This window comes from Undibacterium sp. Ren11W (assembly GCF_049340485.1).
GTDB lineage: Bacteria > Pseudomonadota > Gammaproteobacteria > Burkholderiales > Burkholderiaceae_D > Undibacterium.
Genome location: NZ_JBMPPB010000006.1, coordinates 235,708 through 256,521, shown reverse-complemented (window position 1 = coordinate 256,521; position 20,814 = coordinate 235,708). Strand labels below are relative to the sequence as shown.

At 49.6% G+C, this 20,814-nt stretch carries 16 protein-coding genes; 8 read left to right on the top strand and 8 right to left on the bottom strand.

What is annotated here, in order from left to right; all coding sequences use genetic code 11:
- Nucleotides 1-172: 172 nt before the first annotated feature.
- From ilvD to ACO0K8_RS15255, 7 genes are all read right to left on the bottom strand, one after another.
- Nucleotides 173-2,047, bottom strand: coding sequence for a dihydroxy-acid dehydratase (ilvD, locus tag ACO0K8_RS15285; protein WP_422947517.1), 1,875 nt, complete (start codon nucleotides 2,045-2,047; stop codon nucleotides 173-175).
- Nucleotides 2,048-2,313: 266 nt separating this feature from the next.
- A complete protein-coding gene (locus ACO0K8_RS15280) occupies nucleotides 2,314-3,315 on the bottom strand; it encodes a class 1 fructose-bisphosphatase (protein ID WP_422947516.1) in 1,002 nt (333 codons plus the stop codon).
- A gap of 28 nt (nucleotides 3,316-3,343) precedes the next feature.
- Nucleotides 3,344-6,019 (bottom strand): aminopeptidase N, encoded by a 2,676-nt coding sequence (gene pepN / locus ACO0K8_RS15275; RefSeq protein ID WP_422947515.1) that lies wholly within the window; start codon nucleotides 6,017-6,019, stop codon nucleotides 3,344-3,346.
- A gap of 532 nt (nucleotides 6,020-6,551) precedes the next feature.
- Nucleotides 6,552-8,756 carry a DUF1631 family protein gene (locus ACO0K8_RS15270; protein ID WP_422947514.1) on the bottom strand — a complete coding sequence of 735 codons (2,205 nt, stop codon included), beginning with the start codon at nucleotides 8,754-8,756 and terminating at the stop codon, nucleotides 6,552-6,554.
- A gap of 34 nt (nucleotides 8,757-8,790) precedes the next feature.
- Nucleotides 8,791-8,979: a hypothetical protein gene (locus ACO0K8_RS15265; RefSeq protein WP_422947513.1), complete on the bottom strand. Its 189-nt coding sequence runs from the start codon at nucleotides 8,977-8,979 to the stop codon at nucleotides 8,791-8,793.
- 156 nt (nucleotides 8,980-9,135) lie between these two features.
- Nucleotides 9,136-10,041 (bottom strand): DMT family transporter, encoded by a 906-nt coding sequence (locus tag ACO0K8_RS15260; RefSeq protein WP_422947512.1) that lies wholly within the window; start codon nucleotides 10,039-10,041, stop codon nucleotides 9,136-9,138.
- Nucleotides 10,042-10,258: 217 nt separating this feature from the next.
- Nucleotides 10,259-11,887 (bottom strand): helicase HerA-like C-terminal domain-containing protein, encoded by a 1,629-nt coding sequence (locus tag ACO0K8_RS15255; protein ID WP_422947511.1) that lies wholly within the window; start codon nucleotides 11,885-11,887, stop codon nucleotides 10,259-10,261.
- 141 nt (nucleotides 11,888-12,028) lie between these two features.
- Between ACO0K8_RS15255 and ACO0K8_RS15250 the strand changes: the two genes are divergently transcribed.
- The 8 genes from ACO0K8_RS15250 (at nucleotide 12,029) to rng (ending at nucleotide 19,212) form a co-directional block, all read left to right on the top strand.
- Entirely contained in the window at nucleotides 12,029-12,754 is a 726-nt protein-coding gene (locus ACO0K8_RS15250) for a YebC/PmpR family DNA-binding transcriptional regulator (RefSeq protein WP_422947510.1), read from the top strand.
- A 67-nt stretch (nucleotides 12,755-12,821) separates the two neighbouring features.
- On the top strand, nucleotides 12,822-14,096 hold the full coding sequence (gene purD / locus ACO0K8_RS15245; RefSeq protein WP_126126586.1) for a phosphoribosylamine--glycine ligase: 1,275 nt from the start codon (nucleotides 12,822-12,824) through the stop codon (nucleotides 14,094-14,096).
- Between the two features lie 30 nt (nucleotides 14,097-14,126).
- The gene (gene hemF, locus ACO0K8_RS15240) at nucleotides 14,127-15,026 is read left to right on the top strand and encodes an oxygen-dependent coproporphyrinogen oxidase (RefSeq protein ID WP_422947509.1); all 900 of its coding nucleotides are present in this window, start codon (nucleotides 14,127-14,129) and stop codon (nucleotides 15,024-15,026) included.
- Nucleotides 15,017-15,706: a nicotinate-nucleotide adenylyltransferase gene (locus ACO0K8_RS15235; RefSeq protein ID WP_422947508.1), complete on the top strand. Its 690-nt coding sequence runs from the start codon at nucleotides 15,017-15,019 to the stop codon at nucleotides 15,704-15,706. The genes hemF and ACO0K8_RS15235 overlap by 10 nt, the downstream gene beginning before the upstream one ends.
- A gap of 11 nt (nucleotides 15,707-15,717) precedes the next feature.
- The gene (rsfS, locus tag ACO0K8_RS15230) at nucleotides 15,718-16,458 is read left to right on the top strand and encodes a ribosome silencing factor (protein WP_422947507.1); all 741 of its coding nucleotides are present in this window, start codon (nucleotides 15,718-15,720) and stop codon (nucleotides 16,456-16,458) included.
- 148 nt (nucleotides 16,459-16,606) lie between these two features.
- Nucleotides 16,607-17,077, top strand: a complete 471-nt coding sequence (rlmH, locus tag ACO0K8_RS15225; protein WP_422947506.1) for a 23S rRNA (pseudouridine(1915)-N(3))-methyltransferase RlmH — start codon at nucleotides 16,607-16,609, stop codon at nucleotides 17,075-17,077.
- 33 nt (nucleotides 17,078-17,110) lie between these two features.
- Nucleotides 17,111-17,731 (top strand): Maf family protein, encoded by a 621-nt coding sequence (locus ACO0K8_RS15220; RefSeq protein WP_422947505.1) that lies wholly within the window; start codon nucleotides 17,111-17,113, stop codon nucleotides 17,729-17,731.
- 11 nt (nucleotides 17,732-17,742) lie between these two features.
- Nucleotides 17,743-19,212, top strand: coding sequence for a ribonuclease G (gene rng, locus ACO0K8_RS15215; protein WP_422947504.1), 1,470 nt, complete (start codon nucleotides 17,743-17,745; stop codon nucleotides 19,210-19,212).
- 130 nt (nucleotides 19,213-19,342) lie between these two features.
- On the opposite strand, the gene ACO0K8_RS15210 is transcribed toward rng, so the two are convergent.
- The gene (locus ACO0K8_RS15210; RefSeq protein ID WP_422947503.1) at nucleotides 19,343-20,779 is read right to left on the bottom strand and encodes a bifunctional enoyl-CoA hydratase/phosphate acetyltransferase; all 1,437 of its coding nucleotides are present in this window, start codon (nucleotides 20,777-20,779) and stop codon (nucleotides 19,343-19,345) included.
- Nucleotides 20,780-20,814 lie beyond the last annotated feature (35 nt).

Below are 20,814 nucleotides of genomic sequence, written 5' to 3'. Positions count from 1 at the left end.
CACAGTATAAACGAAAGCGGCAGCCTGACTAAAGTCAGTCGAACGGTCGTCCTATTTTTTCTACTAGCTAAAGTTATTTATGGGCATTATTCAAAATTACAAGTTCAACAAAAAAGCACAGGAAAAGCGTATTCGCGCCATCCTGTGCCCAGCTAACTGATACAACTATTTTTTATCGCTTTAACTGCGAAATATCTCTGACCGCACCACGATCAGCCGAAGTAGCCAGCGCCGCATAGGCTTGCAAAGCTTGCGAAACATAACGTTCTCGGCTCACAGGCTTCCATGCCAGATCGCCTTTGGCTTCCATGGCAAGCCGGCGGGCGGCCAGATCGGCATCGCTGATTTTCAGATGCATGCTACGTCCGGGAATATCAATTTCTATGATATCGCCCTCTTCTACCAGACCAATTGCGCCACCTTCTGCGGCTTCCGGTGAGGCATGGCCGATGACCAATCCAGAGGAGCCACCAGAGAAGCGGCCATCAGTGAACAAAGCACAAGCCTTGCCCAGGCCTTTGGATTTGATATACGAGGTCGGGTACAGCATCTCTTGCATGCCCGGACCGCCTTTTGGCCCTTCATAACGGATGATGACGACATCGCCTTCATGCACGGTATCGCCCAAGATCGCCTCCACCGCATCATCCTGACTCTCGAACACGCGCGCTTTGCCGGTGAATTTCAAAATACTTTCATCCACACCCGCAGTTTTAACGATACAGCCTTTTTCTGCCAAGTTACCGTACAGAACCGCCAGACCACCGTCTTGCGAATAGGCATGCGCCTTATCGCGTATGCAGCCTTCTGCTCTGTCCATATCCAGACTGTCGAAACGCTGTTCTTGTGAGAAAGCGGTTTGGGTAGGGATACCGCCCGGTGCGGCACTAAATAATTTGCGTACCGCCGCATGATTACTGACCATGATGTCGTTGTGGGCAATCGCCGCCGCCATCGTCTCGCTATGCACGGTAGGCAGTGAAGTATCGAGCAAACCAGCGCGTGCCAGCTCACCCAAAATCGCAAAAATGCCACCGGCTCTATGCACGTCTTCGATATGATATTTATCCGTCATCGGTGCTACTTTGCACAGGCATGGTACTTTACGCGAAATCCTGTCGATGTCGGCCATCTTGAAATCGACCCCAGCTTCGTGGGCGGTTGCCAGCATGTGCAAAACGGTATTGGTGGATCCGCCCATCGCGACATCAAGCGCCATCGCATTTTCAAACGCTGCCTTGGTCGCGATCGAACGCGGCAAGACGGTATAGTCATCCTGTTCATAATGGCGTTTCGCCAAATCAACGATCACGCGACCAGCGCGTAAAAATAACTCTTTACGGTCTGCATGCGTGGCCAGGATAGTGCCGTTGCCCGGCAAAGAGAGGCCCAAAGCTTCGGTCAGGCAGTTCATGGAATTTGCCGTAAACATCCCTGAGCAGGAACCGCAAGTCGGGCACGCCGAGCGCTCGATACGTCCAATTTCTTCATCCGAGACACTGCTGTCGCCAGCCTTGATCATGGCATCGACCAGATCAATCTTCATGATTTTTTGTACGCCGTTTTGCTTAGGATGTAGCGTTTCTAGCACCTTACCGGCTTCCATAGGGCCGCCCGAAACAAACACTACCGGGATATTCAGACGCATCGCCGCCATCAACATGCCTGGGGTAATCTTGTCGCAATTCGAGATACACACCATGGCATCGGCGCAATGCGCATTGACCATGTACTCGACTGAATCGGCAATCAATTCACGCGAAGGCAGCGAATACAACATGCCGCCATGACCCATGGCGATACCGTCATCGACTGCTATGGTATTAAATTCTTTAGCCACACCGCCAGCAGCCTCAATCTCACGTGCCACCATCTGGCCGAGATCCTTGAGGTGCACATGTCCGGGCACAAATTGGGTAAATGAGTTGACGACGGCGACGATAGGCTTATCAAAATCGCCGTCTTTCATGCCGGTGGCACGCCAAAGCGCGCGGGCGCCAGCCATATTGCGGCCGTGGGTGGTGGTGCGTGAACGATATACAGGCATGCTTACTCTCCAAAAATTAGACTTAGTCGTGATGAGTACAGCTTGCCCTGCCAAGACCAATATGTCAAATAGCAATTATTGAGGCCATTAAGACGTTTTTCATATGAATAAGCAATAAAAAAACGGAGCATCCTAACTCCGCTTTTTTTACGCCACGCCCACGCAGTGGAGAGCTAGCTCAGTCCTTCTTGATCTTGATCTTGATCTTGATCTTGATCTTGATCTTGATCTCGATCTCGATCTTAAGCTTGATCTTAAGCTTGATCTTACTCTTGATGATATTTCGTCACGCGCTCTACTTCGTTTTTCGAACCCAGGAATACTGGTACACGCTGATGTAACTTAGTCGGTACGATATCGAGCATACGCTGCTTACCGTCTGTGGACGCGCCACCAGCTTGTTCGACGATCATGGACATAGGATTGGCCTCGTACATTAAGCGTAATTTGCCAGGCTTGTCGGCATCGCGCGCATCGGCTGGATACATAAAGATACCGCCGCGATTCAAAATTCTATGCACATCCGCCACCATCGAGGCAACCCAACGCATATTGTAGTCCTTGCCCAGAGGGCCGGTCTTACCCGCCATCATTTCATTAACATAACGGGTGACTGGAGGAAACCAGTGACGCGTATTTGAAGCATTAATGGCAAACTCCTGAGTGTCTTCCGGGATCTGCATATTGCGCTCGGTGAGCACCCAGGAACCCATTTCTCTATCCAGAGTAAAACAGTTCACGCCATGTCCAGTGGTCAAGACCAGCATGGTTTGTGGGCCATACACGGCATAGCCCGCCGCCACCTGCTTACTACCGGCTTGCATGAAATCTTGCTCCGTCGGCGTGCCCATGCCTTCTGGCGCTTTGAGTACAGAAAAAATAGTGCCAATAGAGACATTCACATCGATATTGCTAGAGCCATCGAGTGGATCAAACAAGAGCATGTATTCGCCCATAGGATAACGATTTGGGATCGGATGTATGCTTTCCATCTCTTCTGATGCCATCGCGGCTAAATGGCCGCCCCACTCATTGGCCTCGAGTAAAATTTCATTGGAAAGTATATCTAATTTTTTTTGCACTTCGCCCTGCACATTTTCGGTGTCGGCAGTGCCCAGCACTTCTCCCAAGGCACCCTTGCCGACCGCATGGCTAATAGTTTTACAGGCGCGTGCGACGACTTCGATCAAGAGCCGTAACTCGGCCGGTATCGTATTGTTTAAACGTTGTTCTTCGACCAGATGCTGCGTCAGACTTACTCGTTTCATGTTTTTCCTTTGAATTTCTACTATTAAATCAGGACGCCAATGCTTTGCTAACGACTTCCAGTACGTCTTTCGAGAGTTTTTTAGTCTCTGCCACTTTTTGCAATGCCGCTTTCATATGCGTTTGCAGATTTTGTGGATATTTTTTCCATCTATCCAGGCTACGGGCCAAGCGTGCCGCAACTTGCGGATTGAGTTTATTCAATGCGATGACCATTTCTGCCCATAAGACGTAACCACTGCCGTCGGCCGCGTGGAAGCGGGCTGGATTGGCATTGCAGAAATTAAAGATCAGACTACGCGCACGATTCGGATTACTCAAAGTGAAGGCTGGATGCTTCATTAATTCTCTGACCTTAGGGACATCGCAAGTGTAAGCACTGGCCTGCAGCATAAACCACTTGTCGATTACCAGAGCTTCGTTCTTGAAGTCTTTATAGAATTTCTGCAGAGACTGCGCGGCGGCTTTGGCATTTTTGGCTGAGCCTGAAAAATTAGTCAAGCCGCTCAATGCAGCCAGTCTATCTGTCATATTCTGTGCTTCATCAAACTGGGTCTTGGCCAGCATAAAGGTCGCATCATCCGGCCATGCCAATAAATACGCAAGGGCGACATTCTTCAAACCACGTTTTGCCGCAGAAACCGCATCCGGGCTATATTTACCCGGTGTCAGATTATCTTCATAAGCACTCAGTAGATCCGATTTCAGATGTTGCGCTAAGCTTGCGCGAACAAATTGGCGTGCCGTATGTATGCTCTGCGGATCAACCACGGCGAATTCTTCGGCGATCATTGCTTCAGACGGCAAGGTCAGCACCACTTCGCGGAAAGAAGGATCTAAAGTCTTATCGTTTAATGTGGCACGTAAGGCCTCTATGAACATCGCGTCGAGTTCCAGCTCCTCACCTTTTTGCACGGCAATAGTTAGCTTCACCAAACGACGCGTTGCCAAGCGCTGACCAGCCTCCCATCGATTGAACGGGTCGCTGTCGTTAGCCAACAAATGCCCCAATTCTTCGTCTGTATAAGCGTACTCAAGCACCACCGGCGCGGAGAAATTGCGTAAGATCGAAGGTGTAGGTTTTTGCATGACGCCACTGAAGCGGAAAGTCTGGCTCTCTGCCGTCAGCTCCAGTACCAGTGTGCTGTTACTGGTCGCAGCCTGCCCGTCTAATTGCAGCTTGAGGTCTTTACCATCCGCACCTAACAAGCCGATCGCAACCGGGATATGGAAAGGCAGTTTCTTGCTTTGCCCTGGCGTGTCGGGGCAAGTTTGACTCAAAGTTATTCGATAGACTTTTGCGTCAGCGTCATAACTGGTTTCTGCCTTGACGCGCGGCGTACCGGCCTGGCTATACCAACGCTCAAACTGTGTCAGGTCGCAACCGCTGGAGTCTGCCATGGCAGCACGGAAATCATCGCAGGCGACGGCCTGACCATCGTGGCGCTTAAAGTAAAGATCCATGCCTTTGCGGAAGCCATCATGGCCCAGCAAGGTGTAATACATGCGCACCACTTCCGCGCCTTTTTCGTAAATCGTGACCGTATAAAAATTATTAATTTCAACGAAAGAATCCGGACGCACAGGATGCGCCATCGGGCCGGCATCTTCAGAAAACTGTACCTGACGCAGCACGCGCACATCTTCAATACGCTTGACCGCCCTGCCAGTTTCTGTACCGACCAGATCAGCGGAAAATTCCTGATCGCGAAATACCGTCAAACCTTCTTTCAACGACAACTGAAACCAATCGCGACAAGTGACACGGTTACCGGTCCAGTTATGGAAGTATTCATGACCGACTACCGATTCTATGCCCGCGTAATCGACGTCGGTAGCAATACTAGGATTGGCCAGGACATACTTGGTATTGAAAATATTCAAACCCTTATTTTCCATCGCGCCCATATTAAAATCGCTGGTCGCAACGATCATGAAACGATCCAAATCGAGCTCAAGGCCAAAGCGCTCTTCGTCCCAGCGTATGCTGTTTTTCAGAGAATCCATGGCATGCTGGGTCTTATCCAGATTACCGGCCTCTACCCACACCTGCAACAAGACCTTGCGGCCAGATTTCAGCTTATATTTTTCTTCCTGACAGACCAATTTACCGGCGACTAAGGCGAATAGATAAGAAGGTTTTTTAAATGGGTCTTCCCATTTGGCAAAATGACGGCCGTCGCCCAAGTCGCCTTCAGCGATCAGATTGCCGTTTGACAGCAAGACCGGATATTTTTTCTTGTCGCCGCGCAACATGATGGTGAACGTTCCCATGACGTCCGGACGATCAGGGTAATAAGTAATTTTACGGAAGCCTTCGGCCTCACATTGGGTAAAGAAATTACCGTTCGAGACGTACAAGCCCGACATCGAAGTATTTTTACCTGCCGCAATCACCGTCTCGATTTCCAGCGTCACCACATCGGGCGCGTTGACGATAGTCAGCTTGCCATCCGCGATGCTGTAAGCGCTTTTTTTCAGGTTCACGCCATTCATGCGTAACTGTAAGAGCTTGATCGTCTCACCGAATAAAACCAGATTTTTCTCGCTACTATCGTGATTACGACGCATGGTCATCCGGGTAGCAACGTGGGTAGCAACCGGATCAAGATCAAACCCCATTTCTACCGTATCGACCCAAAAACCTGGGGCAACATAGTCTTTGCGAAAAATAGTAAGGGGTTGGCTGGCGATGTCTGTGCGCATGGGGAATATTCTCGTAAATGTCAGATGAGAGTCAAAGTTTTACTCAAGTTTCAACAAAGCTTTGCTTAGCCGACTATTTTACCAAGCCCAGCGTGGCTACATGACAGGAATATCGCATAAGCAAAGAATATTTGGTATTTACACCAATTTCTGAACTCTTAGGAAAAATAAGCCTACGGCTGACTGATTTTAGAGCCGAGGCTGATAAGTCAAACCCGAAGTGACCTTGGGTGGACTTAGGTGGACTTGTGAGAGCAAGAAAGCCGTTAGCCAAAAGCGCACAGGCGAATTCTTCTGAAACATTCTAATAGACAGGCCAGTACGCAATCCCTATGCGGCCTGCAGCCCGAAAACCTGCCAACAGGCGCATAAATAGTGCGCATTGGCAGGACTGAGCTTCTAAAAACCCCATACCCGAGCGCATCGCGGCGTTGCAAATCCTCGCAATACTGACGTCTAGCTCCGGTTTGCGCCTTGCGCTGCATCTCGATTAAGGTTTTTTAGAAGTCCCCAGGGGGCTGATTGGCGAGCCTTATTCGATAGGGTCTTTTAAGGCGTCGATCAAGGCCCGGTCGACCACGGAGTCGGAAACAATCTGCGTCACTGTTCCAGAGCGAAACTTTGCTACCAGCTCTTCGCCTGAGATAGAAAAAGCGTCGTGCCCCTGACGATTGGTGAAGATATAGCGGGTTCGCTTAGGGCTAACCCATGCCAGCTTATAACGTGCCTGAGCATCATTTTGCTGAACGAAATTAAGCCAGACACCACGATTAAGTATTTCGACCTGCTGCGACCACTCGTCTGGATGCTTATCAATCTGATTTTGCACATGCCGGTTAAGGCGACGTTCGCTGGCTCTTTGTGCGATATTCACCGCGATTTCGACTTGCCGTCTAGGTGACAACTCCAAAGGGGCGCGGGCGATTGCAGCATGCCGCTCGGCTAATTTAGAGAAAAAGAAAACTCGATCTGGCTCGTCCCACTTAATCGCATTGAGCCAGGCATTGAGCAAAGACAGCATAGAGGGCAGTTTGCTGACCAGTTCTTTACGTTCTTCCGCGCTGTTTTTTGATTTCAGACTCCAGATTAAGTCATCCATGGTCTTGAGTGCATTCTCAAGCGCATGCGGTTTCTTATCTTTAACGCTATGAGCTATCGTCAGGATGCGTATCCATTGCTCCAGCAAAAAGGTTTCAAGAAAACCTGCTACTTCGCCGGTCTCTACCCGAATCGCCACATCATGCTCGGCAAACTCGCGCGCCAGTCGCATTTTTTCCTGCTTTAGTGCTGTCTCTACCGGTAGAGTAATGGCCTCTTCGGTTTTATCTTCTTCCTCTTGCAGGAAAGCCTCAAGGTCCGCTACCACATCCGAGAACAAATCAATTTGCTCATCGAACTCGGTTTGCACGCGCTCTACCACACCTTCTATCATGTGGTACAAGGGGTCTTCACTGGTGGCATCAGCATCGAGTAAAGCACCCGACTTAGCTAAAGTATCGATCAAGACCCGTGCCGGATGGGTTTCTTTAAAAAAGAAATCTTTATCCAGCAAGGCCACTTTTAGGGTTGGAATCTGTAATTGCCCAATCAGGTTTTTGATATCTTCTGGGATGGTCGGATCATTGAAGACGAAATCAAAAATCCTGGCCAGCAGCTCTATCGTGCTCTGATCAACATCGGTCAGACTGTCCGCCGGAGCTTGCCGCGACAACTGACGCAGAGGTGACTCACCTCGGCTACCAGGTTGAACACTAGCATCGTGATCCATGTCTTGTTCGCTTAGCGGACCGCTCTTTTGTATGCTAGTGAGGTAATTGAAAAACTGCCGGTCTATCGTGACTGTATCGGCATTTCCGTGGGCACCATTGCTCACGCCGCTGCCCGCTCCCGAAAAACCACCGCCGGTTCCGCTCCACTCCAGTGATCCTGCAGTTCTTTTCCCAGCGCCAGAAATTGGCTGTCCAGAGAAAATGCTTCTCAGTTTATTATGCAAATAGGGATCTCTATCATCGATCTCGTCCGCACTATTCGGATCAGAATTTTTATTTTTACTGCGATAAACGTCGCTAATATCGGGCATGATGCCACGCGCGATTAAGCCTTCATTAATTTCATTCAAAATAGGTTTCAACTGCAAAAATATATTTGGCTGTAGTAAACGCAACACTAAATGATGCGAGTCTGGGGTTGCATCAAATTCTTTCCAAGCCTGGTACACCGCATGTACAAAAACATCGGGACGAAATGGATTTTGCGAAATATTGATCGGTGTGCGTCTTAGCACATTTCCAATGCGGATATTGAGTGCGACCAGAATATCCGCATTATTTACTTCCAGGGCCTGGCTTAAATTTCGGATTAAGAGCTTACTCTCCATCTCATCAAATGACACCAGTGAAAAATCTTGCGCTTCCTTTTTCACCGGTTTTTTCTTGGCATTGATGGTGCTAACTTCTTTGGTGAGTGCAGCATTGATTTGACCAACCACCAGTCGATAAAACGCAGTATTGTTTCGCTTTAAGAGTTGAAAAGCCTGAAAACTGGCGCTCGCTTCTTCCGGTCGTATGGTTTGATCTGAAAGTTTAAAAAGCGCATCAGTCAGACGCGCGGAAAATGCCTCTAATTGAGATGACACTAAATGCGTTGCGATAGGCACCAAGGCCTGCAAAATCAATAAGCGACTGGAGTTAGAAGCTTCGCCTTTTTTTACCGTGCTTGATAGCGGTATGTTATCCATGATTCACCCAAGGGATGGAAGTAAAAGGCCTAGATCAATTTGAATAATACGCTTCTGTGGCGAAGGTAATCACAACAATGAGCATCACCGCAAAAAACAGTACCGCCAACAAACGACCAAATTTAGGGCTAGCGTCTGGCTCTAATGCGGCTTGTTGCGCTTCGGCAGATACTGGAACTGAAGCTGAATTATTACTCTCTTTTGATCCTGATGTTTGATTCATTTTATATCTGCTGTCTCGGTATTTCAATCGGAGGATGTTAACAGACCAGAGCAAAGCTCTGGAAAAAAACTATTGATTTACAGAACGAAACAACAGCATGCTGTTGTTTTTCGTGTATTTCGATATAGCCGCCAGGTGCGACGACCTGATCGCGCACTATTTTTTACTTAGTAAATACATGCCGCCAATAACCAAAACGGTACCGGCCAATTGCCAACTGGTGACCGCCTCATTTAAGAATATCGCGCCCAGAAACAGCGTTGACACCGGCCCTATCATCCCCGCCTGCGACGCGGTCGCGGCGCCTATTCTTTGCACAGCAAACATAGTGAGGAACACGGGCAACACGGTACAAAAAATCGCGTTGATCAGCGACAGCCAATACACCTGAGCCGGTTGAATTAGCATACTGGCCGGACGCAAAGCAAAAAATTGCGCGATACAGGCCACGCTAGAGACGCACATCGCATACGACACCAGTCGTAACGAGCCTAGCCGCATGACTAATTGCCCCGACTGTATCAGATACAAGGAATAAGATAGTGCCGCACCAAGTACCAGAGCCGAGCCAAACAAGACTTGATCTCCACCGAATTTCAAATCATGTACAAAAACCAGCACGATTCCCATGTACGACAGGCTCAACGCAGCCCATTCTATAGCCCGTACTTTACGCTTCAAAAATACCGCGGAAATCAACAGCACAAAGCTAGGGGTCAGGAACAATATCAGTCTTTCCAATCCGGCAGTAATATATTGCAAACCCATAAAATCGAGAAAGCTGGATAAATAATAGCCAACCAGACCTAAAGCTACCAGACGCCAGCGATCGGCATTAGATAAACGTGGTCCTTGACGTGCCTGCCATAGCGCGATCAGGGCGAAAATCGGCAGAGAAAATAGCATACGAAACGCGATTAGGGTCACCGCATCCACTGGATAACGATAAATCAGCTTGGCGACGATGGCCTTGGTGGAAAACAGGATAGCGCCAGAAATCGCGATTGCCAGACCGATCAGATATTGCCGCCGGTCATGCGTTGGGGAAAGGGGTGAACTCATAGCCCACATTGTAAAGGCTAACGCCTGGGCGCGGTCTATCTAGTATGATGAATGATGAAATTCAAATCAAGGCCGGCCTGGCGCGCATATTCCATGCGGCTTTCAGGCCGGCATGCCCGCAGAAGCGCATGGAATATGCGTGCTGGGCATGGTCGTTTCAAATCTGCTACTTCACTCGCGCTGCAGGTCCGTCTGATTTAAAGTGCTGCCTGCCGTCCTAGCGCTTTTTTAAAATCGAACCTAACACGCCGCGTATGATTTCTCGTCCCACCTGCGAGCCCATGGTGCGCACGGCCGACTTCAGCATAGTTTCCGCCACATTATCCTTACGACGTACGCTATCGTCGCCGCCAAACAGATTGCCGAACATGGAATTGAAGGCATCTCCTATCCCACCTTGCTCAGGATTGCTTGCCGTCGGCGTTGGTAAGGTCCGCGGCTGGCCCGCAGCGGGGTTAGCACTATCGCGAGCAGGCGCGCCACCAGAATTGCCCCAGCCGTCACTCAAGCTACCCGTTGTGCCTGGTGTCGTAGCGCGACTATCCGCAGCCGTTCCGGCCACCCGACCTTTTAATTTCTCGTAGGCAGATACCCGGTCAACCGCTTTTTCATAGATCCCGGCGACCATCGAATTGGCGATAATGCTCTGTCTTTGCTCTGCAGTGAGCGGGCCTATCTGCGAAGCCGGTGGTAACACAAAGCCACGCTGCACAATGTTCGGTCGCCCCTTCTCATCAAGAAAAGAAATCAATGCTTCACCGACAGCCAGCTCACCAATCACCTGAGCAGTATCGAGTTCAGGATTGGGGCGAAAGGTTGCGGCTGCCGCTTGCACTGCTTTTTGATCGCGTGGCGTATACGCGCGCAATGCATGCTGCACGCGATTGCCCAATTGCCCCAGCACCGTATCGGGAATATCCAGCGGGTTTTGCGTGACAAAATAGATGCCTACGCCTTTAGATCGGATCAGGCGCACCACTTGTTCGATTTTTTGCAGTAAAACCTTGGGCGCCTCATCAAACAAGAGATGCGCCTCATCAAAGAAAAACACCATCTTAGGCTGATCCAGATCGCCCACTTCGGGCAAATGTTCGTACAGTTCAGACAGCATCCACAGCAAGAAGGTCGAGTACAGACGCGGTGATTGCAACAGTTTATCGGCCGCCAGGATATTCACCACGCCCTTGCCATTGGCATCGGTTTGCAGCATATCGTCAAGATTGAGCATGGGCTCACCAAAAAACTGATCGCCGCCCTGCTCGCTCACTGCCAGCAATCCACGTTGTATTGCACCTATGCTGGCCGCCGAGATATTTCCGTATTCGGTTTGGTACTCACTGGCGTTTTCGCCTAGATGTTGCAACATGGCGCGCAAATCTTTGGTGTCGAGTAATAGCAGGCCGTGGTCATCGGCAATTTTGAAGGCCAATTGCATAACGCCAGCTTGCGTTTCATTCAAGTTGAGCATGCGGCCCAATAAAAGCGGACCCAAATCTGAAATCGTGGCACGTACCGGATGCCCTTGCTGGCCAAACACATCCCAAAAAGTGACCGGGCATGCCTGCCATTGCGGCACCGGCAGCTCCAACTGGTCTAAACGTTGCTGCATTTTCGTCGACATTTGTCCGGCTCCCGCCATGCCAGAAAGATCGCCTTTGACATCCGCCATAAAGACCGGCACACCGATATCAGAAAAAGCCTGCGCCATCACTTGCAAGGTCACGGTCTTGCCGGTACCAGTGGCACCAGTGATGCAACCATGTCGATTAGCCCAATCGGACAGCAAATTTAGTTCACTAGTTTGATTTTTCGCAACAGATTTTGCTATATATAATGGTTTTGACATGGTATTAAAAGTTCTATTATGGAATTCGAATAAAATCAATATGTTAGAATAGCGCCCTTCATTATAAAACCAAAGCTTAGAAAAATTGCCACAACTGGTGGTAGGCTACGGTGAACTATTGCAAAACCAGAGAGAGTGATCATGGCAGGACATAGCAAATGGGCCAACATCAAGCATAAAAAAGCAGCGACAGACGCCAAACGAGGCAAAGTCTGGACGCGCTTAATTAAAGAAATTACGGTTGCCGCGCGTATGGGCGGTGACGACATCGCCACCAATCCGCGCTTACGTCTGTCGGTGGATAAGGCAGCAGATGCGAACATGCCGAAAGAAAACGTCACACGTGCGATACAGCGCGGTGCCGGGCTGCTCGAAGGCGCGAACTATGAAGAAGTACGTTATGAAGGTTACGGTATTGGTGGCGCCGCCATCATTGTTGACTGCATGACTGACAACCGGGTGCGCACCGTGGCAGAAGTACGCAATGCCTTCAATAAAAATGGCGGCAATATGGGCAATGAAGGCTCAGTAGCTTTCATGTTCACGCATTGCGGACAAATGTATTTTGCGCCAGGCACCAATGAAGATGCGCTGATGGAAGCTGCCTTGGAAGCTGGCGCCGACGATATTACGAGCGACGAAGAAGGCGGTATCGAAGTACTCACGCCACCGCACGATTTGTCGGCGATCAAAGATGCATTGACCAAAGCTGGTTTCAAATCGGAAGTGGCAGAAGTAACGATGAAGCCGCAAACTGAAACGATCGTGAACGGTGACGATGCAATAAAGATGCAAAAACTGATCGATGCACTGGAAAATCTGGACGATGTTCAGGAAGTGTATACCAACGTCATCATCGAAGATTAATCAAAAAATTGGTCTTCAATTCAGTAGGCAATTTTTAGAAATTTTTAAGATAAAACAAGAGCACAATATGAAAATTCTGGTAGTCGGCTCCGGTGGTCGTGAACATGCACTAGCTTGGAAATTGACGCAATCTGAACGCGTTCAGAGCGTCTTTGTCGCGCCTGGCAATGGTGGCACAGAACTCAATCCTTACCTGATCAACATCCCTCTCACTGACCCGGTCGCTTTGGCTGAGTTTGTGATCCAAGAACAGATAGGGATCACCGTAGTTGGACCAGAAGTACCGTTGGCCGCTGGCATCGTAAATATTTTCCGCGATAAGGGCTTAAAGATTTTTGGACCTAGCAAGGAAGCGGCGCAACTGGAAAGTTCGAAAGATTTCGCTAAATCTTTCATGCAAAGACATGCAATACCAACTGCAGAATATCAAACATTCTCCGACTTGCAGGCGGCACACGCCTACATCAGCGCAAAAGGTGCGCCTATCGTCATCAAAGCCGATGGCCTGGCCGCCGGTAAAGGCGTTGTGGTGGCAATGTCGTTAGACGAAGCACATGCGGCAGTCGATATGATGTTGTCGGATAATAAGCTAGGCGACGCTGGTGCACGCGTCGTCATCGAAGAGTTTTTGGTGGGCGAAGAAGCCAGTTTCATCGTCATGGTCGATGGCAAAAATATTTTGCCGCTGGCCACCAGCCAGGATCACAAGCGTCTGCTAGATGATGATCAGGGTCCGAATACCGGCGGCATGGGGGCTTACTCACCTGCACCTATCGTGACACCGCAATTGCATGCACGTGTGATGCGCGAAATCATCCAGCCTACGGTACAAGGCATGGCCAAGGATGGCATAGTCTTCACTGGCTTTTTGTACGCTGGTTTAATGATCGATGAACACGGCAATCCTAAGACTTTAGAATTTAACTGCCGTATGGGCGATCCTGAGACCCAGCCTATCATGGCGCGTTTAAAAACCGATCTGGTCAACGTGATGGAACATGCCGTCAATGGCACCTTAGACGCGGTCGAACTGGAATGGGATAGGCGAACTGCGATGGGCGTTGTTATGGCGGCCGCTGGCTATCCGGATGATCCGCGCAAAGGCGATGTCATTTCTGGCATTCCGGACGAAACGCCAGACTGCATCACCTTCCATGCCGGTACCACGATCATGGATAAGCAATTGCTCAGTAACGGTGGTCGTGTCTTATGCGTGGTTGGCTTGGGTGACACTGTCAAACTAGCGCAAAAACATGCCTACGATACGGTAGAAAAAATCCGCTTTCAGGGTGCACAATACCGCCGCGATATCGGCTGGCGTGCACTGAATAAAAAGCACTAAGTAAGTATTAAATAAGCATTCATATAGACAATGACCGACTCCGCATCCGTAAAAAAATACCTGCTTGCTTTGCAAGCAAACATCGTGGCTGCGATGGAAGCGATAGACGGCCAGGCTTTCCTGACCGATAGTTGGGAACGACCTGAAGGTGGTGGCGGAGTTTCGCGCGTCATCGAAGAAGGCAAAGTATTCGAACGTGGTGGTGTGAACTTCTCACATGTGATGGGGAATAATCTGCCACCTTCTGCCGCGGCAAGTCGGCCAGAACTGGCGGGAAGAAAATGGGAGGCAATGGGAGTATCATTGGTACTGCACCCACGCAATCCCTACGCACCCACCGTGCATATGAACGTCCGTTTTTTCACCACCTATGCTGAGGGTAGCCCCGCAATATGGTGGTTTGGCGGCGGCATGGATTTAACGCCCTATTATGGTTTCGAAGAGGATGCGCAGCATTTCCATCAGACCTGCAGAAATGCCTTAAGGCCTTACGGTGAGGATTTGCACCCACGTTTTAAAAAATGGTGTGACGAGTATTTTTACCTGAAACATCGCAAAGAAGCACGCGGTGTAGGTGGCATATTTTTTGACGACTTTAACGAGTTAGATTTTGCAACTAGCTTCGCCATGACGCAAAGCGTGGGAGATGCATTTGTCCCTGCCTATGCCGCTATCCTTGAAAAACGTAAAGATATCGCCTATGGTGAACGCGAGCGTGATTTTCAGGCATATCGTCGTGGCCGCTATGTAGAATTTAATTTAGTCTTTGATCGCGGCACTTTATTTGGGCTGCAATCAGGCGGCAGGACGGAATCAATACTAATGTCCATGCCGCCGATAGTGAAGTGGCGTTACGACTGGAAACCAGACGCCGGTAGCGCAGAAGCGAAACTGGCGACAGATTTTTTGGTGCATAAGGAATGGGTATAAACCCAGCCCCTTGTGTGCTGGTACTCGGCGGTAGTTTTGATCCCGTACACGGTGGTCATGTCGCTCTGGCTCAGCACTATGTGAATTTATTACAGGCACAAGAGTTGCGTCTTGTGCCTGCCGGGCAACCCTGGCAAAAAACCCGCCTCATCGCAGATGCGGAGCAACGTGTGCAAATGTTAAAGCTAGCCTTCGAAACTGGCTTTAAGCTGCCGGTAGTGATAGACCAGCAGGAAATCAAACGCGCTGTACAACATGAAGCAAGTTTTACTATCGATACCTTGGAAAATCTGCGCAAGGAATTGGGGGACGATACTTCCATCGTTTTTTTGATTGGTGCCGATCAATTGCAAAACCTGTCTAGTTGGAGACAGTGGCGGCAATTGTTTGATGTAGCACATATTTGTGCTGCCTCCAGACCAGGGTTTTCACTAGACCAAGCTGGATTAAACCTTGAAGTAGCCCAGGAATGGAATCAAAGAGCAGGGTCGTTGCAAGAAATACGGAATTCTCCATCGGGCAAATCGTATTTTTCGCAAGATCTTTCGTGGGACGTATCGGCAACCAGTATCCGAAATGAGTTAAAACGGACTTCGCAAACTCCGCAGACTCAACAAACAACATCGCTAATACCGCCCGAGGTGTTAGACTACATTCAACAACATCATTTATACAGATAAGCATGAAAAATATGGACATCAAAAAATTACAAGCCTTAGTTGTTGACGCTCTCGAAGACGTCAAAGCCCAAGATATACAAGTATTCGACACGATGCACCTGACCAGCCTGTTTGATCGTGTCGCGATCGCGTCTGGTACATCGAACCGTCAAACCAAGGCATTAGCCGCTTCGGTGCGCGATAAAGTTAAAGAAAACGGTGGCGAAATTGTCGGCATCGAAGGCGAAGTGACCGGTGAATGGGTATTGGTAGATTTGGGCGACATCGTGGTCCATATCATGCAACCTGCGATCCGTGCTTACTATCGACTGGAAGAACTTTGGGGCGATAAAGAAGTTAAATTGGGCGCAGCTAAGCGCGTTACTAAGGGTCTAGCCAAAGCCTCTGACGACACTGAAGATGCTGATGCAAAACCTAAACGCGCTAGCCGCAGCAAGGCTGCACCTGTAGAAGTCACACCAGACATGATGGCAATCCAGACCACGTTGGATGACGATGTCAAAAAACCGGTTCGTAAACCGCGTGCAGTGAAAGCCGCCAGCGATGTGACTCCGGTTAAACCAGCACGTAAAACCGCCACCGGAAAATTAGCTGGCACAACTAGCTCCAGCGTTGCTCCAGCAGTAAAAAAACCACGCGTAAAAACACCAGCCGGTGCCCGCGTTAAAGTGGCATCGACTAAAACAGCAACAGCATCCGCCAAACAAGCCGCTACCAAGCGCGCTACAACACGCAGCAAAACAGCAGGCTAATGATGCCGGACGCCGACCCTCGGTCGGCGTCCATTAAATCCCGCGTAGATGCTGCTGTTTTAATGATGCAGGTAGTCCATCGCTGCTTTATTCCCTGTTTGCTTAGCCAGCCTTAGCATAATCACTCCCCTCACTCTTTTTTCACGCCATGCAGCTTATTATCGCCGCCGTTGGTCACAAAATGCCTTCCTGGATAGAAACCGGTTATCAGGAATACGTCAAACGTATGCCCGCAGAATGCCGTGTCCATATCAAAGAAATCAAACCTATAGAGCGCTCTGGCAGCAAAACAGCAGAGACCGTGATGGCTTTGGAGAGCACCAAAATCGAAGCGGTGATTCCCAAGAATGCCCGCATCATCGCCTTAGACGAGCATGGTAAAGACCTTACCTCTATGGCTTTATCACAGCATTTGACGTCTTGGCAGCAAGACGGACGTGACGTCGTCTTTGTGATCGGTGGTGCCGATGGCTTAGATCCTCAATTCAAAGCCAAAGCGGATATGCTAATACGCATCTCCAGCCTGACCTTGCCACATGGAATGGTCAGAGTCTTGCTGGCGGAACAGCTGTATCGTGCCTGGTCTATCACACAAAATCATCCCTATCATAGAGTATGATCTTAACTATCAGTATATTTTGCAGGAGGGCATATGTTTCCCGCCCCAAATAAAATTTATCTGGCCTCGAAAAGCCCTCGTCGACGTGAATTGCTCCGTCAGGTTGGCATAGATTTTGAATTGCTACTGTTACGCGATACTCTACCACGCGGACCGGATGTCACCGAACTAGTCTTGCCTGGCGAATTACCGGAAATCTACGTTGCCAGAGTCACCCAGGAAAAAGCCAGCACCGCATGGAATATCCTGCAAATGCGGCACCTACCACTGCGCCCCGTACTGGCAGCAGATACCACAGTAGTGCTGGGTCAACAGATACTCGGAAAACCTGCTACCCAAGCAGAGGCTCTCGCCATGCTTAGACAACTTTCGGGGCAAACCCACCAGGTACTCACTAGCCTGGCGGTACATTATCAAGACCAAAATTTACACTGCACGCAGGCATCTGAAGTCACGTTTGCGACTTTATCCGAAGAACAATTGCAGGCATATTGCGCAACTCAAGAACCCTACGATAAAGCCGGTGGCTACGGCATACAGGGGATAGCCGCTCGTTATATTTCTCACATTAGCGGTAGTTATTCTGGCATCATGGGCTTACCTCTATTTGAGACGACTGCTTTGTTACGACAGGCAGGTATCCGACTCCCCTAATTCTTTAATTTATGAGCGAAAATCTCCTCATCAACATCACTCCGCAAGAAACCCGTGTCGCCCTCATTTTTCAAGGCGCAGTACAAGAACTCCATATAGAACGTACTCTATCGCGTGGTCTGGTGGGCAATGTCTACCTGGGCAAAGTAGTACGGGTACTACCGGGTATGCAATCGGCATTTATCGACATAGGCTTGGAACGCGCTGCCTTTTTACATGTTGCAGACATCTGGGATGCACGTTCACAAGACGGCAACGGCAGCAATACACCGCTGACACCGATAGAAAAACTACTCTACGATGGGCAATCGGTCACGGTACAAGTAGTGAAGGATCCTATCGGCACTAAAGGTGCGCGGCTTTCGACCCAAGTATCGATCGCAGGACGTATGCTAGTGTATTTGCCACAAGATTCCCACATAGGCATTTCACAAAGAATCGAAAATGAGGCTGAGCGCGAAGCCCTGCGCAACAAAGTAAAAGCTTTACAGCAACCAGATGAAAAAGGTGGCTTCATCGTACGTACCATGGCGGAAGACGCATCCGACCAAGATCTGAAATCCGACGTCGAATATTTACGCCGTACCTGGTCCACCATTACGCAATTGGCCAAGACTCGGCCACCATCGAGCTTACTGCATCAAGATCTAAATCTGGCGCAACGCGTCTTGCGTGACTTCGTCAATGAAGAGACTGACAGCATCCAGGTCGACTCCAGAGAAAACCATTTGATGCTGGTCGAATTTGGTAAAACCTATACACCTTCAGTGCTACCCAAATTGCAGCACTACACAGGCGAACGACCTCTATTTGATTTGTATGGCGTAGAAGAAGAAATTGAAAAGGCACTGGGTCGCCGGGTCAATCTGAAATCAGGCGGATATCTGATCATCGATCAAACTGAAGCAATGACGACGATAGACGTCAACACCGGTAGTTTTGTGGCCGGACGCAATTTTGACGACACCATCTTTAAGACAAATCTGGAAGCAGCACACGCAATTGCACGTCAACTACGCCTGCGTAATTTAGGTGGCATCATCATTCTCGACATCATCGACATGGAGAATGAAGAGCATAAAACTGCCGTGTTAGCAGAGTTAAATAAGGCACTGTCGCGTGACCGTACCAAACTATCGATTTCGGGCTTTTCTGCATTAGGGCTGGTTGAAGTCACCCGCAAGCGTACCCGCGAATCGCTGGCCCATGTGCTCTGCGAGACCTGCCCTGCCTGCGTCGGCAAAGGCCAAGTCAAAACTGCACGTACGATTTGTTATGAAATCTTAAGAGAATTACTGCGCGAAGCGAAACAATTCAACCCACGTGAATTTCGCATCATGGCGTCACAAGTGGTGGTTGATATGTTTCTGGAAGAAGAATCGCAACATCTGGCGATGCTCGGCGATTTCATAGGAAAACCGATTTCTCTGCAGGTCGAAAATGTATTCCATCAAGAACAGTACGACATTATTCTGATGTAAGTCTGAAAAGTACTTATCGCTAAGAACCGGATTCACTTTCAAGGGAACCGGTTTTTTTATTTGTAATTCAGAAATCAAGAGCAAGCACTATATTCCACCTTATCTGTACAGTAGCCGGAGGCAAATAGGCTTACGGTGCCAGCTTACGGTAATGATGCGCCAGCAGCTTTACCAAGGCAGCTGACGCCACCCGAGACGCGGCGCCATCGGCACGACTAGTCAGCGCTATTGGCACCCTTGCCCCCAGTACTACGCCGCAACTCGATGCACCGGCCAGATAATCGAGTTGCTTGGCGAGCATATTGCCCGATTCCAGATCAGGGACCATCAAGATATCTGCATGACCGGCAACCGGAGAATCGATACCCTTGATACGCGCCGCCTCAACAGAAATTGCGTTATCAAAAGCCAGCGGACCGTCGACAATAGCCCCGGTAATCTGCTTGCGTTGTACCATCTTGCACAAGGCCGCAGCGTCGATCGTCGAGGCAATTTGCGGGGTAATGGTTTCTACCGCCGATAAAATTGCCACTTTAGGTTCATTGATGTTAAGGACATGCGCCAGATCGATCACATTTTGCAGAATATCGGCCTTTTCCAATAAATTCGGTGTGATGTTTAACGCAGCATCGGTCAATAGCAAAACCTTGTGATACATCGGCACGTCCAGATGAAACACATGGGATAACCTGCGTTTGGTGCGCAAGGCGGCGCAATTTACGACAGCGCGCATCAGCTCATCGGTGTGCAGACTGCCCTTCATGAGTGCCTCGACTCGACCGTCAGCCGCCATGGCAACCGCCATATCGGCTGACGCGTGGCTATGTGCGACATCGACCTGCTCAAAACCGCTGATATCGAGTTGTGCCTCCTGCGCTACTGCAACCAGCTTTGCCAGTGGCGCCACCAGCACAGGAATAATCAAACCCTGTCTGGCGGCATCGAGGGCACCTTGCAGTGAGTCTGCATCACATGGGTGAACCACCGCGCAGCGCACTGCTTCCAGTTGTCGTACGCTAGCTAACAAAGCCGCCTGACGTGCGCCCAGATCGAACATGGTCATGGTGGGCAGATGGGTACGCGAGCGGCTTACACGCTCGGTCGGCGCGATCACCAGCGCGTTTCCAAATACCACTTGCTCACCATGTTGATTAACGATCTGGCAATCTAAGGTGACCCGTTTTTTTGCATCATCTTTGGCGGTAACGGTTGCCGAAATAGTCAGGGTATCGCCTATCCTGACCGGTTTCACAAAATGCAGATTTTGTTCGAGGTAAATAGTTCCCGGCCCGGGCAATTGCGTGCCCAGCACGGTCGAAATCAGAGCGCCGCCCCACATTCCATGCGCAATCACCCCATGAAACAGGGTCTGATTGGCGTATTCGGCATCCAGATGAGCCGGATTAACATCGCCGGAAACCGTCGCAAATGCCTGAATATCCGTTTGGCTCAAGGTGCGACTTTGGGTCGCTGTCTGTCCCAGATAAATATCGTCATAGATCACATTAACGATCAGATTCTGTGACTCATTCGAGCTTATGCCATCAGATTTTTTTTCATCGTTCATGGAGTATTCCTTATGTAATTATTTAACTATTTAAT

What these genes read in the sequence shown, in the direction of transcription:
- ilvD (WP_422947517.1), bottom strand. Translation starts at nt 2,047, where the DNA reads ATGCCTGTATATCGTTCACGCACCACCACCCACGGCCGCAATATGGCT.
- ACO0K8_RS15280 (WP_422947516.1), bottom strand. Translation starts at nt 3,315, where the DNA reads ATGAAACGAGTAAGTCTGACGCAGCATCTGGTCGAAGAACAACGTTTA.
- pepN (WP_422947515.1), bottom strand. Translation starts at nt 6,019, where the DNA reads ATGCGCACAGACATCGCCAGCCAACCCCTTACTATTTTTCGCAAAGAC.
- ACO0K8_RS15270 (WP_422947514.1), bottom strand. Translation starts at nt 8,756, where the DNA reads ATGGATAACATACCGCTATCAAGCACGGTAAAAAAAGGCGAAGCTTCT.
- ACO0K8_RS15265 (WP_422947513.1), bottom strand. Translation starts at nt 8,979, where the DNA reads ATGAATCAAACATCAGGATCAAAAGAGAGTAATAATTCAGCTTCAGTT.
- ACO0K8_RS15260 (WP_422947512.1), bottom strand. Translation starts at nt 10,041, where the DNA reads ATGAGTTCACCCCTTTCCCCAACGCATGACCGGCGGCAATATCTGATC.
- ACO0K8_RS15255 (WP_422947511.1), bottom strand. Translation starts at nt 11,887, where the DNA reads ATGTCAAAACCATTATATATAGCAAAATCTGTTGCGAAAAATCAAACT.
- ACO0K8_RS15250 (WP_422947510.1), top strand. Translation starts at nt 12,029, where the DNA reads ATGGCAGGACATAGCAAATGGGCCAACATCAAGCATAAAAAAGCAGCG.
- purD (WP_126126586.1), top strand. Translation starts at nt 12,822, where the DNA reads ATGAAAATTCTGGTAGTCGGCTCCGGTGGTCGTGAACATGCACTAGCT.
- hemF (WP_422947509.1), top strand. Translation starts at nt 14,127, where the DNA reads ATGACCGACTCCGCATCCGTAAAAAAATACCTGCTTGCTTTGCAAGCA.
- ACO0K8_RS15235 (WP_422947508.1), top strand. Translation starts at nt 15,017, where the DNA reads ATGGGTATAAACCCAGCCCCTTGTGTGCTGGTACTCGGCGGTAGTTTT.
- rsfS (WP_422947507.1), top strand. Translation starts at nt 15,718, where the DNA reads ATGGACATCAAAAAATTACAAGCCTTAGTTGTTGACGCTCTCGAAGAC.
- rlmH (WP_422947506.1), top strand. Translation starts at nt 16,607, where the DNA reads ATGCAGCTTATTATCGCCGCCGTTGGTCACAAAATGCCTTCCTGGATA.
- ACO0K8_RS15220 (WP_422947505.1), top strand. Translation starts at nt 17,111, where the DNA reads ATGTTTCCCGCCCCAAATAAAATTTATCTGGCCTCGAAAAGCCCTCGT.
- rng (WP_422947504.1), top strand. Translation starts at nt 17,743, where the DNA reads ATGAGCGAAAATCTCCTCATCAACATCACTCCGCAAGAAACCCGTGTC.
- ACO0K8_RS15210 (WP_422947503.1), bottom strand. Translation starts at nt 20,779, where the DNA reads ATGAACGATGAAAAAAAATCTGATGGCATAAGCTCGAATGAGTCACAG.